Source organism: Streptomyces sp. NPDC059454 (assembly GCF_042749965.1).
GTDB lineage: Bacteria > Actinomycetota > Actinomycetes > Streptomycetales > Streptomycetaceae > Streptomyces.
This window is the reverse complement of sequence record NZ_JBHYVC010000040.1, coordinates 10,983-25,733: the sequence shown is the minus strand read 5'-3', so window position 1 is coordinate 25,733 and position 14,751 is coordinate 10,983. Positions and strand designations below refer to the sequence as shown.

The 14,751-nt window shown below is 69.7% G+C and carries 10 protein-coding genes and 6 pseudogenes; 7 read left to right on the top strand and 9 right to left on the bottom strand.

Translation table 11 applies throughout. From position 1 onward, the window contains the following. Positions 1–320 precede the first annotated feature (320 nt). A pseudogene (locus tag ACFXAE_RS24445) lies at positions 321–410 on the bottom strand (transposase); the annotation flags it as partial. 142 nt (positions 411–552) lie between these two features. Here ACFXAE_RS24445 and ACFXAE_RS24440 point away from each other — a divergent pair. Together ACFXAE_RS24440 and ACFXAE_RS24435 are read left to right on the top strand one after the other, a co-directional pair. After that, on the top strand, positions 553–1,206 hold the full coding sequence (locus tag ACFXAE_RS24440; protein ID WP_384718425.1) for a GNAT family N-acetyltransferase: 654 nt from the start codon (positions 553–555) through the stop codon (positions 1,204–1,206). 148 nt (positions 1,207–1,354) lie between these two features. Next, positions 1,355–1,474 (top strand): annotated as a pseudogene (locus ACFXAE_RS24435) (HTH domain-containing protein); the annotation flags it as partial. Between the two features lie 121 nt (positions 1,475–1,595). Here the strand turns inward: ACFXAE_RS24435 and ACFXAE_RS24430 are convergent. Next, a complete protein-coding gene (locus ACFXAE_RS24430; protein ID WP_384718423.1) occupies positions 1,596–2,120 on the bottom strand; it encodes a hypothetical protein in 525 nt (174 codons plus the stop codon). Positions 2,121–2,608: 488 nt separating this feature from the next. On the opposite strand from ACFXAE_RS24430, the pseudogene ACFXAE_RS24425 reads away from it, so the two are divergent. Beyond that, a pseudogene (locus ACFXAE_RS24425) lies at positions 2,609–3,977 on the top strand (IS1380 family transposase). Between the two features lie 109 nt (positions 3,978–4,086). Here the strand turns inward: ACFXAE_RS24425 and ACFXAE_RS24420 are convergent. Together ACFXAE_RS24420 and ACFXAE_RS24415 are read right to left on the bottom strand one after the other, a co-directional pair. After that, entirely contained in the window at positions 4,087–4,995 is a 909-nt protein-coding gene (locus ACFXAE_RS24420) for an NAD-dependent epimerase/dehydratase family protein (protein ID WP_384718421.1), read from the bottom strand. A 36-nt stretch (positions 4,996–5,031) separates the two neighbouring features. Beyond that, positions 5,032–5,517: a hypothetical protein gene (locus ACFXAE_RS24415; RefSeq protein WP_384718419.1), complete on the bottom strand. Its 486-nt coding sequence runs from the start codon at positions 5,515–5,517 to the stop codon at positions 5,032–5,034. A 774-nt stretch (positions 5,518–6,291) separates the two neighbouring features. On the opposite strand from ACFXAE_RS24415, the gene gvpJ reads away from it, so the two are divergent. Then, complete coding sequence (gvpJ, locus tag ACFXAE_RS24410) at positions 6,292–6,657, top strand: gas vesicle protein GvpJ (RefSeq protein WP_384718497.1); 366 nt, start codon at positions 6,292–6,294, stop codon at positions 6,655–6,657. 418 nt (positions 6,658–7,075) lie between these two features. Here the strand turns inward: gvpJ and ACFXAE_RS24405 are convergent, their stop codons facing one another. From ACFXAE_RS24405 to ACFXAE_RS24390, 4 genes and pseudogenes are all read right to left on the bottom strand, one after another. Continuing rightward, on the bottom strand, positions 7,076–8,653 hold the full coding sequence (locus tag ACFXAE_RS24405) for a hypothetical protein (protein ID WP_384718417.1): 1,578 nt from the start codon (positions 8,651–8,653) through the stop codon (positions 7,076–7,078). A 46-nt stretch (positions 8,654–8,699) separates the two neighbouring features. Continuing rightward, a pseudogene (locus ACFXAE_RS24400) lies at positions 8,700–8,855 on the bottom strand (IS5/IS1182 family transposase); the annotation flags it as partial. A 6-nt stretch (positions 8,856–8,861) separates the two neighbouring features. Next, on the bottom strand, positions 8,862–9,635 hold the full coding sequence (locus ACFXAE_RS24395; RefSeq protein WP_055512680.1) for a glucose 1-dehydrogenase: 774 nt from the start codon (positions 9,633–9,635) through the stop codon (positions 8,862–8,864). A gap of 53 nt (positions 9,636–9,688) precedes the next feature. Further along, positions 9,689–10,093: a hypothetical protein gene (locus tag ACFXAE_RS24390; protein WP_056792618.1), complete on the bottom strand. Its 405-nt coding sequence runs from the start codon at positions 10,091–10,093 to the stop codon at positions 9,689–9,691. 96 nt (positions 10,094–10,189) lie between these two features. Here ACFXAE_RS24390 and ACFXAE_RS24385 point away from each other — a divergent pair, with 96 nt between their 5' ends. Next, positions 10,190–11,224: a LuxR C-terminal-related transcriptional regulator gene (locus ACFXAE_RS24385; protein WP_384718414.1), complete on the top strand. Its 1,035-nt coding sequence runs from the start codon at positions 10,190–10,192 to the stop codon at positions 11,222–11,224. 143 nt (positions 11,225–11,367) lie between these two features. After that, positions 11,368–12,329 (top strand): annotated as a pseudogene (locus ACFXAE_RS24380) (IS5 family transposase). Here ACFXAE_RS24380 and ACFXAE_RS24375 read toward each other — a convergent pair. After that, positions 12,260–13,918: pseudogene (locus tag ACFXAE_RS24375) on the bottom strand (NACHT domain-containing protein). The pseudogenes ACFXAE_RS24380 and ACFXAE_RS24375 sit on opposite strands and share 70 nt — an antisense overlap. A gap of 287 nt (positions 13,919–14,205) precedes the next feature. On the opposite strand from ACFXAE_RS24375, the gene ACFXAE_RS24370 reads away from it, so the two are divergent. After that, entirely contained in the window at positions 14,206–14,469 is a 264-nt protein-coding gene (locus tag ACFXAE_RS24370) for a hypothetical protein (protein ID WP_384718412.1), read from the top strand. The last annotated feature ends 282 nt before the right edge of the window (positions 14,470–14,751 follow it).

Below are 14,751 nucleotides of genomic sequence, written 5' to 3'. Positions count from 1 at the left end.
CCGCCGCGCGAGCGCCCCGGCTCAGCCGCGCGGAGCCGGGCCTTGCGGCGGCGCACGCGGCGGCGTTGCTCGCGAGTCGCGTCGTCCGTCTCGTCGGTCGGGTCGGGCACCGCCAGTAGCGGTTTGTTCTGCCCCTTGGTGAAGCCCCTTTTTCCTCCGCGACGGCCTTCTCCGGATTCCGCAGCAACTCCGGGTCGACGACCATCCCGGCCGCGTGGTGGTGCGCGCGGGCCACCGTGGAGTCCACGCTGACCGGGCTGAGGTCGACCTGCCCCGCGTGGCGGCCTTGGCGATCATCCCGTCCATCCATGCCTGAAGGGTTCCAGCCGCCACCCACAGCTGGAACCGGCCGAGACGGTCGACCAGGATCCGTAGCGCTCAGGGACGTCCCGCCACGGACTCCCAGTCCGGTTCGGAACAGTCCCAGTGGCTACCCATGGCAATCGCTCGTGGTCCTTGGCCGAGCGACCTGCTCCTATGGTCAAATCCTCCCCCTGTTGCGTAAGGTCCATTTTGTACTATCACCTATTACCATTCAGGGGGCGGGCGGCGATGCCGGACACCAGGATCAGTGAGCTCGTGCGGATGTGGATCAACGGCTGGGTCGTCTCCCGCGGCAGCTCGGACCCGGTCGACGAGCCGTGGGGGTGGACGATCGACGTCGGGCGACCCGAGCACGTCGCCCGGCACGTTCTGCCGGAGCCCTCCGAGGCCGATGTGCGCAAGATCGTCGCCGCGACGAGCGCGCCCGGGACGTGGCTGAAGCTGTTCGCCGAGGACCAGGCGGTCCTGCCCTGGGTCGGGCCGGGCTGGCGGCGCGACAGCCCCGGTTTTCTGATGACCTGTCACCTGGTACCGGAGCGCCCCGAGGTGCCGGGCGGGTACACGCTCACCAGTTGGACCCGGGGCGGCGTCAGCCGGGTATTGGTCCGCACGCGTGCCGGGCACTTCGCCGCCCGTGGACAGATCGCCCAGGTAGGCGCCCATGCCGTGGCCGACCAGGTCGAGACCGCCGCCGAGCACCGGCGCAAGGGCCTCGGCGGCCTGGTGATGCGCACGCTGCAGAGCACCGCGTACGAGGCAGGTGCGGAGACTGGCCTCCTGGTCGGCACGCCCGACGGCCGGGCGCTTTACTCCTCGCTGGGCTGGACCGTGCGCTCGCCGATGACGAGCCTCTGGTATGAGCCATCGGATGCCACCCAATGAGCTGAATATGACACCACTGGCCCACCTCGCCGGACTCCACCTACGCGGCGCCATCCTGTGACTCCGCGGCCTCCAACCCCCCACGTGATCTGAACTCAGAACAGTCCCCAGGCCAGTTTCGGTCCTCACCTTCCGGCAGTCTTACGGCATGCTGGAGACCTCCGGGCGGCTGTTGAAGCTGCTCTCCCTGCTGCAGACCCACCGCGACCGGTCCGGGGCCGAACTCGCCGAACGCCTCGGTGTCAACCGGCGCACCCTGCGCCGTGATGGGTAGGGCTGGGAGTGTCCTCACGCGTTGCCCTGCCGAGACCTCCGCCACGCGGGTTCACCGCTTCGGAAGGCCGCCGATTTCGGGGACTTGCCCACCGTCCCCCGCCCTCCCCGGCCGCTCACTCCTGTCGTAGGGCCTGGCGCATCCAACGGAGGTGGTCCAGGGAGCGGCGGCGCATCCACAGGACCCAGGAGCACAGTGCGACCATGCCGGCCGCGAAGAGAAGGGGGAAGACCAGGGATCCGCTGACGGCCCCCAGGACGAACATGCCGACCGTGACGAGGCCCATGGCGCCGAGCCAGTACGGCAGCCACTTGCCCGCCCGCTCCATCTGGCCGAGCTGCTCGGCGGCCAGCCGTCGCATGGCCGCCTGCTCCTCGGGGTCCTGCGGCACCTCATGGTGCCGGATCTTCCGGTTCAGATCGGCGAGTCCGCCCGCGTCGGTGCCCACGGCCCGGGCGGCCCGGCGGCGCTGGACGGCCAGGACCGCGACGGCGATCCCGGTGTAGAGAGCGCTCTGGAACACCCAGACGGCCGGGTGCTCGTCCCTGCGGAACAGGGCCGTGATGCTCAGTCCCAGCAGGAAGACCAGGGTCGCCTGAGCGGTCAGACTGCGGTCGAGTAAGCGCTTGAGCGAGAGCACGGTGCAGACCTCCTCGAAGGGGAGTCGGGACAGCGTCGTAGCCTCCCGGATACCCCGCGCTCTCCCGTTCATCGAGGCCGTGCGCGGCCGCGCTTACCGGCGACTGGACGCGCGCCCGAGCGGGGGGTCTGTATAGCAAACGGTGGAACTCGGTCGGATTTCTTCAGCGGCGTTCGGTGCCATTGTTACCGCGGTCGGGGTGGTGGTCGCCGCGGTCATGGCGTTCTGGGGGTCTGGCCAAGGTGAGCCCAAAAGGGGCAGTGGGATGATCTTGGCCGGACTTCTATCGGGAAGTCACAGCATCGCCTGCCGCTGAGCGGCCTGGCCGTCCTCGAGCGCGACACTGGCATGCGCGGCCGTTTCGGACGGTCAGACGGTCCCGCGTGGGCTTGTCCGGGTCCTGATCAACCAAACGGAGAGCGCCTCTGAACTGGGACGACAGGGCTTGTCCAGGGTCCAGTTGCCGCAGAGGAAGAAGCACTCCCCGAGTGAAGAGGCGTAGTGGGTTCTATCCGCGCGTCCGGGGCGGTGGGGCTGGTGCTGTCTCGCAGGCCGGCGCGGTGCTGATGGCGGAGACCGTCCGCCGGACCGGCCCGGACGCCGCGTTGCCGACGGCGCTGGAGCCGTGGCGCAGGCCAGGGGCGGTGCACGATCCCGGCAAGGTCGTGCTCGACCTCGCCCTGGCCGTCGCGCTGGGCGGGGACTGCCTGTCCGACGTGGCCATGCTGCGGGCCGAGCCCGACCTGTTCGGCCCGGTCGCCTCCTACCCGACGGTGTCCCGGCTGGTCGACGTCCTCGCCGCGGCCGGTCCCCGCGCGCTCACGGCGATCCGGCAGGCATGCTCCGAAGTCCGGCAGCGGCTCTGGAAGTTGGCCGGTGGCGCGGCGCCGAATGCGGCCGGCGAGGTGGTCGTGGACATCGACGGCGTGCTGGTCCAGGCCCACTCGGGGAAGCAGGACGCCGCCGCGACCTGGAAGAGGACCTTCGGCCACCACCCGCTGGTCGCGTTCGTCGACCACGGCCCAGGTGGCTCCGGGAGCCGGTCGCGGGCCTGCTGCGGCCGGGCAACGCGGGCAGCAACACCGCGGCCGACCACATCGCCATCGCCCGGCAGGCGCCGGCCCAACTGCCGAAGCAGCACCGGCGCGGACGGCGGGCCCTGATCCGCACCGACTCCGCCGACGGCACCCACGACTTCCTGAACTGGCTCACGCAGCGGGGACGGTGGCTGTCCTGCTCGGTCGGGATGGTCATCACCGATGCCATCCATCAGGCCGTCCCGCTCGTCCCCGCCTCCGCCTGGACGCCCGCGATCGAACCTGACGGCACCATACGCGACGGTGCGTGGGTCGCCGAACTCGCCGGTGACGTCCTCAAGGGCTGGCCGAAGGGCATGCGGCTGATCGTCCGCAAAGAACGGCCGCACCCCGGAGCCCAGTTGCACATCGCCGACGCCGACGGCATGCGGATCACCTGCTTCGCCACCAACGCCACCGGTGCCCTGATTGCGGCCCTGGAGCTGCGGCACCGCCAACGCGCACGGGCCGAGGACCGCATCCGAGCCGCCCGCGACACCGGGCTGCGGAACCTGCCCCTGCACGAAGCCGACCAGAACCGCGTCTGGCCGGAGATCGTCCAGCTCGCCCTGGACCTGGTGGCCCGGATGCCCATGCCGGCCCTCACCGGCGAGGCACGGCGCTGGGAGCCCGAGCGCCTGCGGCCGGGCTCTTCTCCACCGCCGCCCAGCTCGTCACCACTGGCCGCCGCCTCTGGCTCCGCCTGGCCCGCCACTGGCCCTGGACCCAGGTGATCACCACCGCGTTCGAGCGACTGCAAGCACTTCCGGTCCCCGGTTGACCGGCAACGACGTCCTGTTCCGACGAGACATCCCCAGCCGGAGCCGTGGAACCCGGCGCAGGGTCGCTCCCTGTTTGATGGACGCGGTGCCCACTCCGGATTGCCCGGATCACGGCAGGGGCATGTCGCGTTCGATCCAGTCGGTGACGGATGGACGCGAGGGTCGCCAGCCGAGAGCCCGAGCGCGGGTGGCGCGGACGCGGCTGTTGGTGCCGAGCGCATAGCGGGCGAATCCCTCACCCCACGCGGCCCCGGCAGAGTCCAGGTCCCACGGCTCGACCGGCCCCAGGCCAAGACGGCGGGCGATTGCCTGTCCGATCTCGGCGAACGAGGCGTCCTCGCCCCCCTCCACGAAGTAGAACCCGGCGGCCGCGGGCTCGGTGAGAGTCAGCCGGTAGAGGTCGGTCATGTCGTCGAGATGTACGGTCGACCATCGGTTGAGGCCGCGTCCGACCACGCGGACGATGCCGCTGCTGAGGGCCTGGTTGACCAGCGGTGGGATCAATACCGTCTGCGGGCGGGGGCCCGTTCCGTTGCCGTAGATCAGCGAGTTGCACAGTACGACCGTGCGCAGCCCCGTGTCGCCGGCATCGACGACAGTGCGCTCGACGTCGTAGCGGGCACGGCGGATGGGATGGTTACCCGGACTGAACGCAATGGAGTCGTCGAAGACCGTGCCGGAGGCGCTTTGCCCCTGGGCGTCATCTCCGATGACGCTGGTTCCGCTGGTGTGGACGAGTACCTTTCCCGAGCCGCGCAGCGCAGCGATGAAGGTTTCGACGGCGCCGCGGTGATCGCTGTTGGCGGTGTTGATGACCGCGTCCGCCCGCCGGGCTTCCCGCTCGAGCAGGGCGGTGTCGTCGAGGTCGCCGACGACCGGCTCGATGCCCGCCGCGGCGAGAGCATCGACCACGCCGGGGGTGCGGGTCAGGCCGCGTATGGTGTGCTTGTCGCGGATCAGGCGCTGGGCGACGGCTCCGCCGATGTAGCCGCTCGCGCCCGTGAGGAAGACGTCCATGGTGAATCCTTGCCGGGAGGTGTTCGGGGCTGGGGTCTAGCTGCGGAATCGGCCGGCCGCTCGGAGGGCCTCGTCGAGTGGTGTGCGCTGCCGCTGGTCGCCGAACTCATCGATACGGGTGATGCGGCCATCGCGAACGGTCACCAGCAGGCAGCGGGAGATGCGCACCGGGGTGTCGTCCTCCAGCTCACCGGAGGCGGTCGCGGCCAGTGCGAAGCCGTCGTGGTCAACCGTGAGGGACCAGATCCGGTCGCAGTGGCCACGGACCATGTCCTTGGTCGCGCGGAGCATCCGTACCATCGCACCCGCGAACTCACCGCCGGACAGCGAGACGGTCTCGTGGTCGAAGCTGTGCCACACCTCGACGGTCTCGGCGAACAACTCGTGGAAGTCGGGGTCGACACGCGTCAGGCTGTAGGTCTGCACGAACCGGGTGGCAACCTGGTGAACGGGGCCGTCCGCAGCCATGGACGGCGCCAGGAGGCTCATGACCTCATGCATGGTCTGTTGTTGATCGGTCATGGATGAAATGTGCCTGTCGAGTTGAGCCTCCGGCCATCTTCTTTGCCGTTTCGGCAAGGACCGCTCACCTGGCTGCGGCCCTCGGCCGCGTCCCCGGCTCACGACCGAAGCGCTTCACCGAGGTCGCATCGGGCGCGCCTCCTTGCCCACGGGCTCAGGTCGGCCACCGCACAGGGCCCGGATGACCGGGAATCATGATGAGTGAGCTCTCCCATCAAGCAGCGGGAGCTCAAAGAGCCCTCCCTGCTGCAGATGGCCGAGCACCGACCGGGTCGACGGGGAGATGCGCGGCATACGGCACCGTGGGGAGCCGCCGGCCTTCACCACGACTTTCCCTCACCCCTCGCACGCCGGCTTCGCCGCCCTACAGGTGGCGGACTCCCGAGCCCGCGCACCGCGTCACGTCCGCTGGAGTGGTGTAAGTGATCTCTGAGGCTGATCCTTTGAAGTGGACACCCTGCTGGAGCCAGGCGAGGAGCGGACCGACCTGTCCCTGACCCCGCTCACCGGCCACGGTCCGGGCCTGCATCCACGGCTGGGCTGAACCGGGCACGGCCGCCCCTTTCCCGCCGCTTCAGAGGACCGGATCCGTTTCGGACGTCTGTTTGAGTGGCGGAGCAGGGGTAATCCGCAAGAAGGACGCTGCCAGCCGGGCAGCCGAGAACCGTGGGCCGTGCGAGGCCCTCCCCGTGCGCATCCCGGATTCCGCCGGGCCGGGCGTGCGGCAGGTCGCCGGTACGGGCCCACACCACCTGAGGGAAGGGGCTGGTGGCGGTGACCGTAGTGGCGCAGCAAGGCGGTGGGGGAGGGTCCAGCGGCCTCTACGACGTGCTGGAACTGATCCTCGACCGGGGCCTGGTGATCGACGCCTTCGTACGCGTCTCGCTCGTCGGTATCGAGATAGTGAAGATCGACGTGCGCATCGTGGTGGCCAGCGTCGACACCTATCTGCGCTTCGCCGAGGCATGCAACCGTCTTGACCTGGAGGCAGGCCCGCGCAAGCCTGCCGGAGTAACCGAACTGCCGGGACGTATCAAGGAGTCGGGGGCCCGCGGTGCGACGAAGGGTCTCCTGTCCGGAGCCGTCGAGACGATCTCCGACGCCTTCCAGCAGGCCCGCAGGGAGAGGCACGGGAAGTGACCGGCCGTGAAGCTGAACTGCCAGTATCCTGAAACAAGATGACTGTATGTCACATACGCGGCGATTCCGAGGCTACGCCCGTCGGTTCGGTGTGTCCGACGAGGCCGTTACCCGCATTCTGTGGAGCGTCCAGCCGGGGGCCACCCGACCCGGGGGAACGGGGTGGGCGCGGAGCGGAAGCGGGGCCGGGTGGCAGGCTTCGCCTCCATGGACAGGCAGCAGTTCCGGCAACTCATCGAGGCAGCCCGTCATCAGGCGTCCAACCCGGATGACGGCGAAGCGGTCGCTCGTGAGGCGACCTCGCGGCTGGTCTGCCGGCCGGTCGAGGAGATCGTCGTCGCTGAGCAGATGCTGTGGAACCCGCTGGAAGCAGTCAGGGCCGCCAACCGACTGCCTCGCCGGCCGTCGGCCCGACTGCTCACTCCGGTGGGCCGGTGGCCGGATCGTGGTGGCGCGCGATCAGGGCCCGGTCCTCCGTCGATACGAGGGCGTGCACCAGAGGTCGGTGGGACGCCAGCGCATGGGACAGCGCATCGGAGACGGTCACCGGCAACGGCTGTACCCTCTCGCTGTCACCGAACATGAGCCGAATGAGCTGTGCCAGAAACAGCAGGACGTCGTCGTGCGCGTCACCGGGGACCCGCCCCCTGTCCTGGCCGAAGACCGTGAGAAGGGTGTGCACGGCCGATACCAGGTGGGGGTGGCGCATGTCCATCAGCGGCCGCGTTCCCCGGACCGCCCGGTCGTAGAGATCGCCCAGCTCCCTGTCGCTCATGGTCGGGCGATCGGCCAGCAGCAGTTCGAGCAGGTCGTGGGCGAGTGACGAGGCCGGAGCACCGTCGACCGGACTGAACACGGTCACGGCCTGGCCGAGCCACCGGAACACCGGGTCCAGGGCATGCCGCATCACCGAGTCATTGGTTCCGCCGGACACGGCCGTCTTGTGCCACAGCTCGTCCCAGTACGACCGTGACCAACCTGGGCCTCCGCTGCCTCGCGGGTAGCGGAAGTGCCAGTTCATGTCGAGGGGCTGCGGTGGGGTGCCTGGCTCGGAGCGAAGCGATATCTCCAGGGCCCGGCCCTCGTCGTCCCACGTGTGATGCACGTCGAGGGACAGAGCGAAGTCCGTCCACTGGCTCTCGTTCATCGCCGAGCGCCACAGCAGGCAGTGCCGGTGCCAGGCACCCGGCGGGTCCGCGGAGGCCGGGAACAGCTCGGCGGCGGAGCAGCGCTCGGCGAGCAGCACCGTCAGGAGCACGAGGTTGGAACCGTACAGGCCGTGGCGTGTCGTGGTGCGCAGGAGAGCGGGCCGGTAGGCCGGGTGCTGGTCGCCGGTGCGGGTCGTGTGCTGGGGCAGGACCTGGATGAGGGTCCGGGCCAGCCGGCGCCGTTCAGTCGCGGACAGCCTGCCGGTCAGCGACCGCGCGAAGCGCAGCATTTGCCGGGACGCCAGGGAGGTGTAGGAGAGCAGCGCGTAGGCGAGGTCGTCGTCGATGCGGGCGTCCCCGAGGGAGAGCGCGGGGCGGGGTGCGAGCAGGTCGGTGAGCAGGTGCAGGGTGAGGCGTACGGCCAGATACTCGCCGAAGGTCGCGTGCAGGAACTCGTAGGTGGCGAGTACCTGGCCGTCCCGCACTGACTGGGCTCGCTGGACGAAGAAGAAGCGGCCGAGCGCCGTTTCGGCGGCGGTGAGCGGGGTGCGGAATCCCGGTGGCCGTACCGGCTGCCTGCCCAGTACGGCGGTGAGGTCCTGCTCGAGTTCGTCGGCCGACACCCACTGGCGGCCCCGGTTCAGCTGGGCGAAGGCCACGAGCGACAGGCGTTGCAGCTCCTGCTCGACGAGGGCGGCCGTGTCCTCGTCGGGGAGGGCATGGAGTGTCGTTTTGCCGACCTCGCGCCGGGCGAAGGAGGACAGCAGTTGCTCGTACAACTCGGTGACGTCGAAGTCGTCGTCGGCGCGCCGCAGAGCGCCCTCGGCGGCGTCGTACAACGCGAGCATCGTCAACAGCAGGGGCTGGGAGGCTAGGGACCGTATTGAGTTCCGATCAATGGGTGGCTCGGGTGAGGTCCTTGAGGCAGATCATCGAGGCGCGTAGGTGGAGGCCGGCGAGGTAGCTGTCGGGAGACTTGTCGTACCGGGTGGCGATGCCACGCCAGGCCTTCATCTTGTTGATCAGCCGCTCGACGGTGTTCCTCTCCTTAGCACGTCAGAGGGCCATGCCTCCCGTTGCGTCGATGACCTGGCCGGTTACCCAGCGTGCGTCGTCGGAGGCGAGGAAGGCCACGATGTCGGCCATGTCTTCCGGCCGCCCGATCCGGCCGAGGGCGGCAAGAGACGCCGCTTGCGCCTCGGCATGCGGATCGCCCAGCAGGGTGGCCGCGCTGGCATCGGTGAGGACGGTTCCGGGGGCCACCGAGTTGACCGTGATGCCCCGGGGGCCCAGCTCCTTGGCGAGGGCGAGACTGAAGTTGTCCAGGGCTCCCTTGGTGGCGCCGTAGGCGATCATTCCCGGCGTGGCCAGGCGGGCCACGGAGCTGGAGATGTTGATGATCCGGCCCCCGTCGCGCAGGCGCGGCAGTCCCTGCTGCGTGACGAAGAACGGTGCACGCACGTTCACGGCGAAGACCTTGTCGAAGGCGTCCTCGGTCAACGACTCCAGGGATGCGAAATCCCCGATGCCGACGTTGTTGACGATGATGTCGAGCTTCCCGTCGGGCACGTGCTCCGTGCCCGCGGCGTCGAAGGCGGCCCAGAGGCGGGCCGCGTCGCCGCGTTCGCCCAGCCCCGCCTGGAGTGCGAAGGCCCGTCCTCCGTTCTTGCGGATGTTTTCGACGGTCTCGCTCGCCGCCGTCTCGTCGCGGGCGTAGGTGACGCCGACGGCGGCGCCGTCCTGGGCGAGCCGCTCCGCGATCGCCCGGCCGATGCCCCGGCTGCCGCCGGTGACCAGTGCGACCTTGTCCTCGAGTGCTCTTGCAGACATGGCGGAAGACCGCCTCCCGTTCATCGAATCGTCTCTTGAGTGCTATGGAGCGCCTAGACCAGCGGCTTGTGTTCGGGCCACCACCGCTGGACGGCTTCGACAGCCGTCGTCGGGCTGACGTTGAAGCAGAGCTTCGCGCCGGGTGCCAGCTCGTGGGTGGTGTTGACCAGCACCTCCAACAGCGGGGTCAGCTCCGGGTCCAGCCGGACGCCGGCGCCGATCAGCACGATGTCGTAGTCCTTGGCGGTCAACGCGGCGCGAAAGACCGCCTCGGCCGTGCGGCCGTAGTCGAGCAGGCAGACATCGACACTGAGGCCGAGCTCCTCGAGCCGAGCCCGGCCCGCGGCCATTCCGGCCCGGACCGCCTCGGCGTCGATTTCAGGGAACGCCGCCCGTGACGAGGGCGCGTCGTCCACCAGCGCTGGATCCAGTCCGACGTTGAGCATGGACGGGGACATGTCGGTGTACCTCCGGTGACCTGGGGTTTCTCGGACCCACGGTAGGCGCCTGGAGGTCGGGCGGCCCTCCCACATTTCTGGGATACCGTGGCAAGGGTGAGTTCCCCGATGATCCGGCGCGAGACCGTGCGCGACATCGAGGCGATCTGCCGTCTCGACCTCGACTCCCGAATACTGCGCCGCCGGATCGCCGACCGGCTGACACGCCTCATCCCGGCCGACTCCTACTGCTTCAGCACGATCGACCCGATGACGCTGCTGACCGCCGACCAAGTCAGCGCCGGGCTCGTACCGGAGGCGGCCGCGGCCGCCGCGCACAACGAGTACCTGGTGGACGACGTCCTGAAGTTCGCGGCGCTGGCCCGCTCCGAGGTGTCCGCGGGCACGCTCGGTGCGGCCACTGGCGGTGATCCGGAATCCAGCCACCGCTACCGGACCGTGCTGCCGATGATCGACGCACGGCACGAGCTGCGGGCGGGCTTCGTGGTGGACGGCCGCTGCTGGGGCGTCGTCGCCCTCTTCCGCGGCGGCCGGCGGCCCGACTTCACCCCGGCCGACGTCGGCGTCCTGCGGCGGCTGTCCGCCCCGGTCGGTGCGGCCCTGCGCCGGGCCGCCCACCGGGCACCCGACGACACCGCTGCGGGCCCGTCCGAGGCCGGAGTGCTCCTGCTCGACCAGGACTTGCGGCTGTTTTCGGAGAACCTGGCCGCGAAACTCTGGCGGGACGAGCTGGGCCCGTCGCAGGCGGAACTGCCGTCCGCGATCCTGGAGGTGGCCGCACGGGGAAGAGGCGCTGAGCTGCCGGCGTACGGACGCATCCGCGGCCGCTCGGGCCGGTGGCTCTCCGTCCAGGCCTCGCCGCTGAGTGGTGGCCCGCACCCGGCGGCCATCGCCGTGACGGTACATCCGGCGCCGGCCGCCGACGTGGCCGAGATACTGCTGCTCGCATACGGGCTTACACCGCGTGAGCGGGACGTGCTGGCGCGAGTCGTCGCCGGTCTGCCGTCGCGGACCATCGCCGTGGAACTGCACATCACCGCGGCGACCGTGCAGGACCATCTGAAGAGTGTGTTCGCGAAGACCGGTGTCCGCAGCCGCAGCGAACTGGTGGCGACGGTCCTGGGCCTGTGACCGGACGAGTGATTACTGAGTTTTTCGTTAGGGACCGTATCCAGTTGTGATCAATCTGCGGGATTCGACCTCGCGGCACGGCGTGAGCCGGTAGACCTGGTGTCATGACGCAGGTGCAACTGAGCGACGCTGAATGAGAGTTCATCGAGTCCTATCTGCCGATCGGCCGGTTCGGTCCGTATCCCGAGCGGTTGCGGCAGCAGTTCGAGGGGGTGATCTGGCGGTTCAGGACCGGTGGGCAGTGGCGGGAGATGCCGGCTGAGTTCGGTGCCTGGCCCACCGTGCACAACCGCTTTAGGCAGTGGCGCGACGCGGGCGTCTTCCAGGCCCTGCTGGAGGGGCTGATCGCGGAGGCGGCCCGGCGGGACGAGGTGGACCTGTCCCTGGTCAGTATCGACTCCACCACCGTGCGCGCCCACCAGGACGCGGCCGGCATGCACCTGAGCCCAGACGTCCTCACCGCGCTGGAGAAGGCCGCGGCCGAAGAAAAAGCCAGGTCAAAGGGGGTGACAACAACGGACGAACCGGACAGGACATCGACACCGACCCCGGACGGCAGGAGTGGCGCCGCGTCCGGCGTCGGCACCGGCTGCGGCTGAAGGCCGCTTCGCTGGGCCGCTCCCGGGGCGGGCAGACCAGCAAGATCCACCTCACCGGCGACCGCAGGTGCCGCCCGCTGGTGCTGCTCCTGACCGCCGGGCAGGCCGCCGACAGCCCTCAGTTCATCCCCGTCCTGAACCAGATGCGCGTCCGTCTGCCCGTGGGCCGTCCGCGCACCCGGCCGGACGCCGTGGCGGGCGACAAGGCCTATTCTTCCCGTGCCAACCGCGCCCACTTGCGCAAACGCCGCATCCGTGCGGTCATCCCGGAGAAGAAGGACCAGCTGGCCAACCGCAAGAAGAAGGGCTCCCAGGGCGGTAGGCCCGTCGACTTCGACGCCGAGCTCTACAAGGAGAGGAACACCGTCGAGCGGCTGATCAACAAGATGAAGGCCTGGCGTGGCATCGCCACCCGGTACGACAAGTCTCCCGACAGCTACCTCGCCGGCCTCCACCTACGCGCCTCGATGATCTGGCTCAAGGACCTCACCCGAGCCACCCATTGATCGGAACTCAATACGGTCCCTAGTTCGGCGTGCCGTTCGAGGTGCTGCCAGGTGAGGGGGCCGCGGCCGTGCGCCGAGGGTCCGGTCGTGTTGGCCTCGTTCCACACGGCCAGCCAGGTCGTGATCTGCTCGGCGCGGAAGGGCTCCAGGCGCAGGACGACCATGCCGGTGGGGTATCGGGCACGGTCGGCCACGGAGGTCCGGCTCGTCACCAAGGCCAGCACGGGTCGTCCCTGATCCGCCTCACGCCGTTGGAACTGGGACACGCGCTCCAGGAAGTTGGTTTGGTGGACGCCGGTCGTCTGCAGCAACTCGTCGAAGCCGTCCAGGAGCAGAACGGGAGTACTGCCTCCTGCCGCGCGTACCAGTTCCGGCCAGCTGACCCGTTCGCCGGTGGAGGCGCGGATCGCCTGTTCGATCTGGTCCTGCAGTTCGTCCTCCACCCGGACGTCCCGCAGCGGCACGCGCACGGGGAGGAAACCGACGGAGGGGAGCCGTGCGGCGAGCACCCGGGTGAGGACGGATTTGCCGGCACCGGGCTGGCCCAGGATCAGCAGGGGCGCCTCGGCGAGTTGAGGAGAGGTGAGGGCCCCGGCCAGGTAGCGGGTGAGGTCTCGACGGAGGGGCAGCCGTCCCCACCACTCGTGGTCGGCCGGTGCGGCCTGCCCGGAGACGGCACTGACGCGGAAGTCCGGGTCGAGGTAGAGGTCCTGAAGGGTGGGGATCCTGATGCCGTCCGGCGCCGACGCGGCGTCCAGCACTGGGTGAGCGAGCGCCGCCCGGTGAGCGCGTGTCAGCGCGGAGGCCACGTCGGCCGGCGGGCGCAGCACCTCGGTGGTGCGGGTGAGGAGAGTCTCGATCCCGGACAGGGCACGGCCGACGTCTGTGTGGATCGCCTGCTGCGCCACGTGTGTGACCCAGAAGCCGAATTCGGGCGCCTCTTTGGCGAGCTCGACGTACAGACTCTGGTATCGGTCATGAGCCACGCGCGGCAGATCATCCATGAGAGCCGTACGGGCCCGAAGGCGCCGCAACGCGTCCATGTGTTCCCAAAGGGCAAGGCCTTCCAGGAAGGCGCAGAACCTGCGGGCGTAGTCCGCGTAACTCGCGAGCAGCATCGCGGTGAGCGCCGAAGCCGGTATGTGCGGTGCCGGGCAGGGCAGGTCCGTGGCGAGCAGCAGCGACACCAGATCCGACGTCTGCGGGGGCGGGCCCGATTCGGTTCGGGCAAGGGTGAGTTGCTCGTCCCGGGTCAGTCGCACCTAGGCGAGGGCGAACGGAAGCTCCAACTCCTCCATCGCCTCGAAGAAGGCCACCACGACGATGACCGTGTGCGCCGCGCGGAGCACATCGGTCCGCTCCGCACGCCCCTGGGTACGGTCCAGACGGGCGCCGACGCCGCGGATCGCGTCACGTCCGAGGCCGAGGAGGCGTCCGCTGGCGTCGGCCATGCCGATCACCGTGCCGCTGACCCCAGCGGTCGCCAGATTCAACGCCCCACCGAGCGTCCGATCCAATGCCGCCAGCCGCGGCGGTTCGGCACCGAGAAGCACCAGCGCGTCGGCGAACGCCAGGAGTCTGCGTGCCACGATGTTCCTCACTCCCGCGTCCGCACAGGCTCGGCCGAGGCCGACGCTACCGCGCGCGCCGGTAGTCCCGTCGGCATGATTGCGAAGGACGCGGAGAACCGCGAAGCCGGGTGCTCGGCATCGGCTGCGGCGGCGTCCATGTCACACCGGCGGCCTGTACTGTCCGGAAACTCGTCTCTGCTGCCCGGAGGGGTTCTGGCGCGGCATCACGGTCTGCTGGAACCCTGTCCGGGTGATCGTCTCACTGGTGTATCGGGTGGTACAGGACCGCACCGCGGACCCCTCGGATGAACGCGCACTGCGAACGGATCATTGGAACCCTGCGGCACGAAGCCCTCGACCACCTCTTGATCTGGAACGAGACGCACACGAGGCATGCCCTCGATTCCTACGCCCGGCATGACAACGGCCATCGCCCCCGCCAGGCTCGCGGACAGTCCCCTTTCCTTGCCCAGGCGCACCCGACGCCCATGGTCACCCCGTCCGCTCACCGGCTTCCACGCCCCCGAATACTCGGCAGCGTGATCAACGAGTACAGATACGCGACCTGACCAGCGGAGACGAATCTCCGAACGGCACAGGCGCGGGTACGCCGGGCAGCGCGATACGCCCCGGTGGGCTGACGGTGCCGAGGGTTCTCCATGACCGTTGAGTGCCGGAGTCGTACGACGAAACGGTGGGGAGCCGGCCACCGTGCGACTGCCGCGCGATCGGGTGTGTTCACACCAGGAGCGCAGGGAGCCCCGGGGGGGGGGGGGGGGCCGAACGGGGGCCCCCCCCCCCCGCGGCGGGGGGGCCCGGGGGGGGGGGGCCCCGCCCCCCCCCCCGGGCGG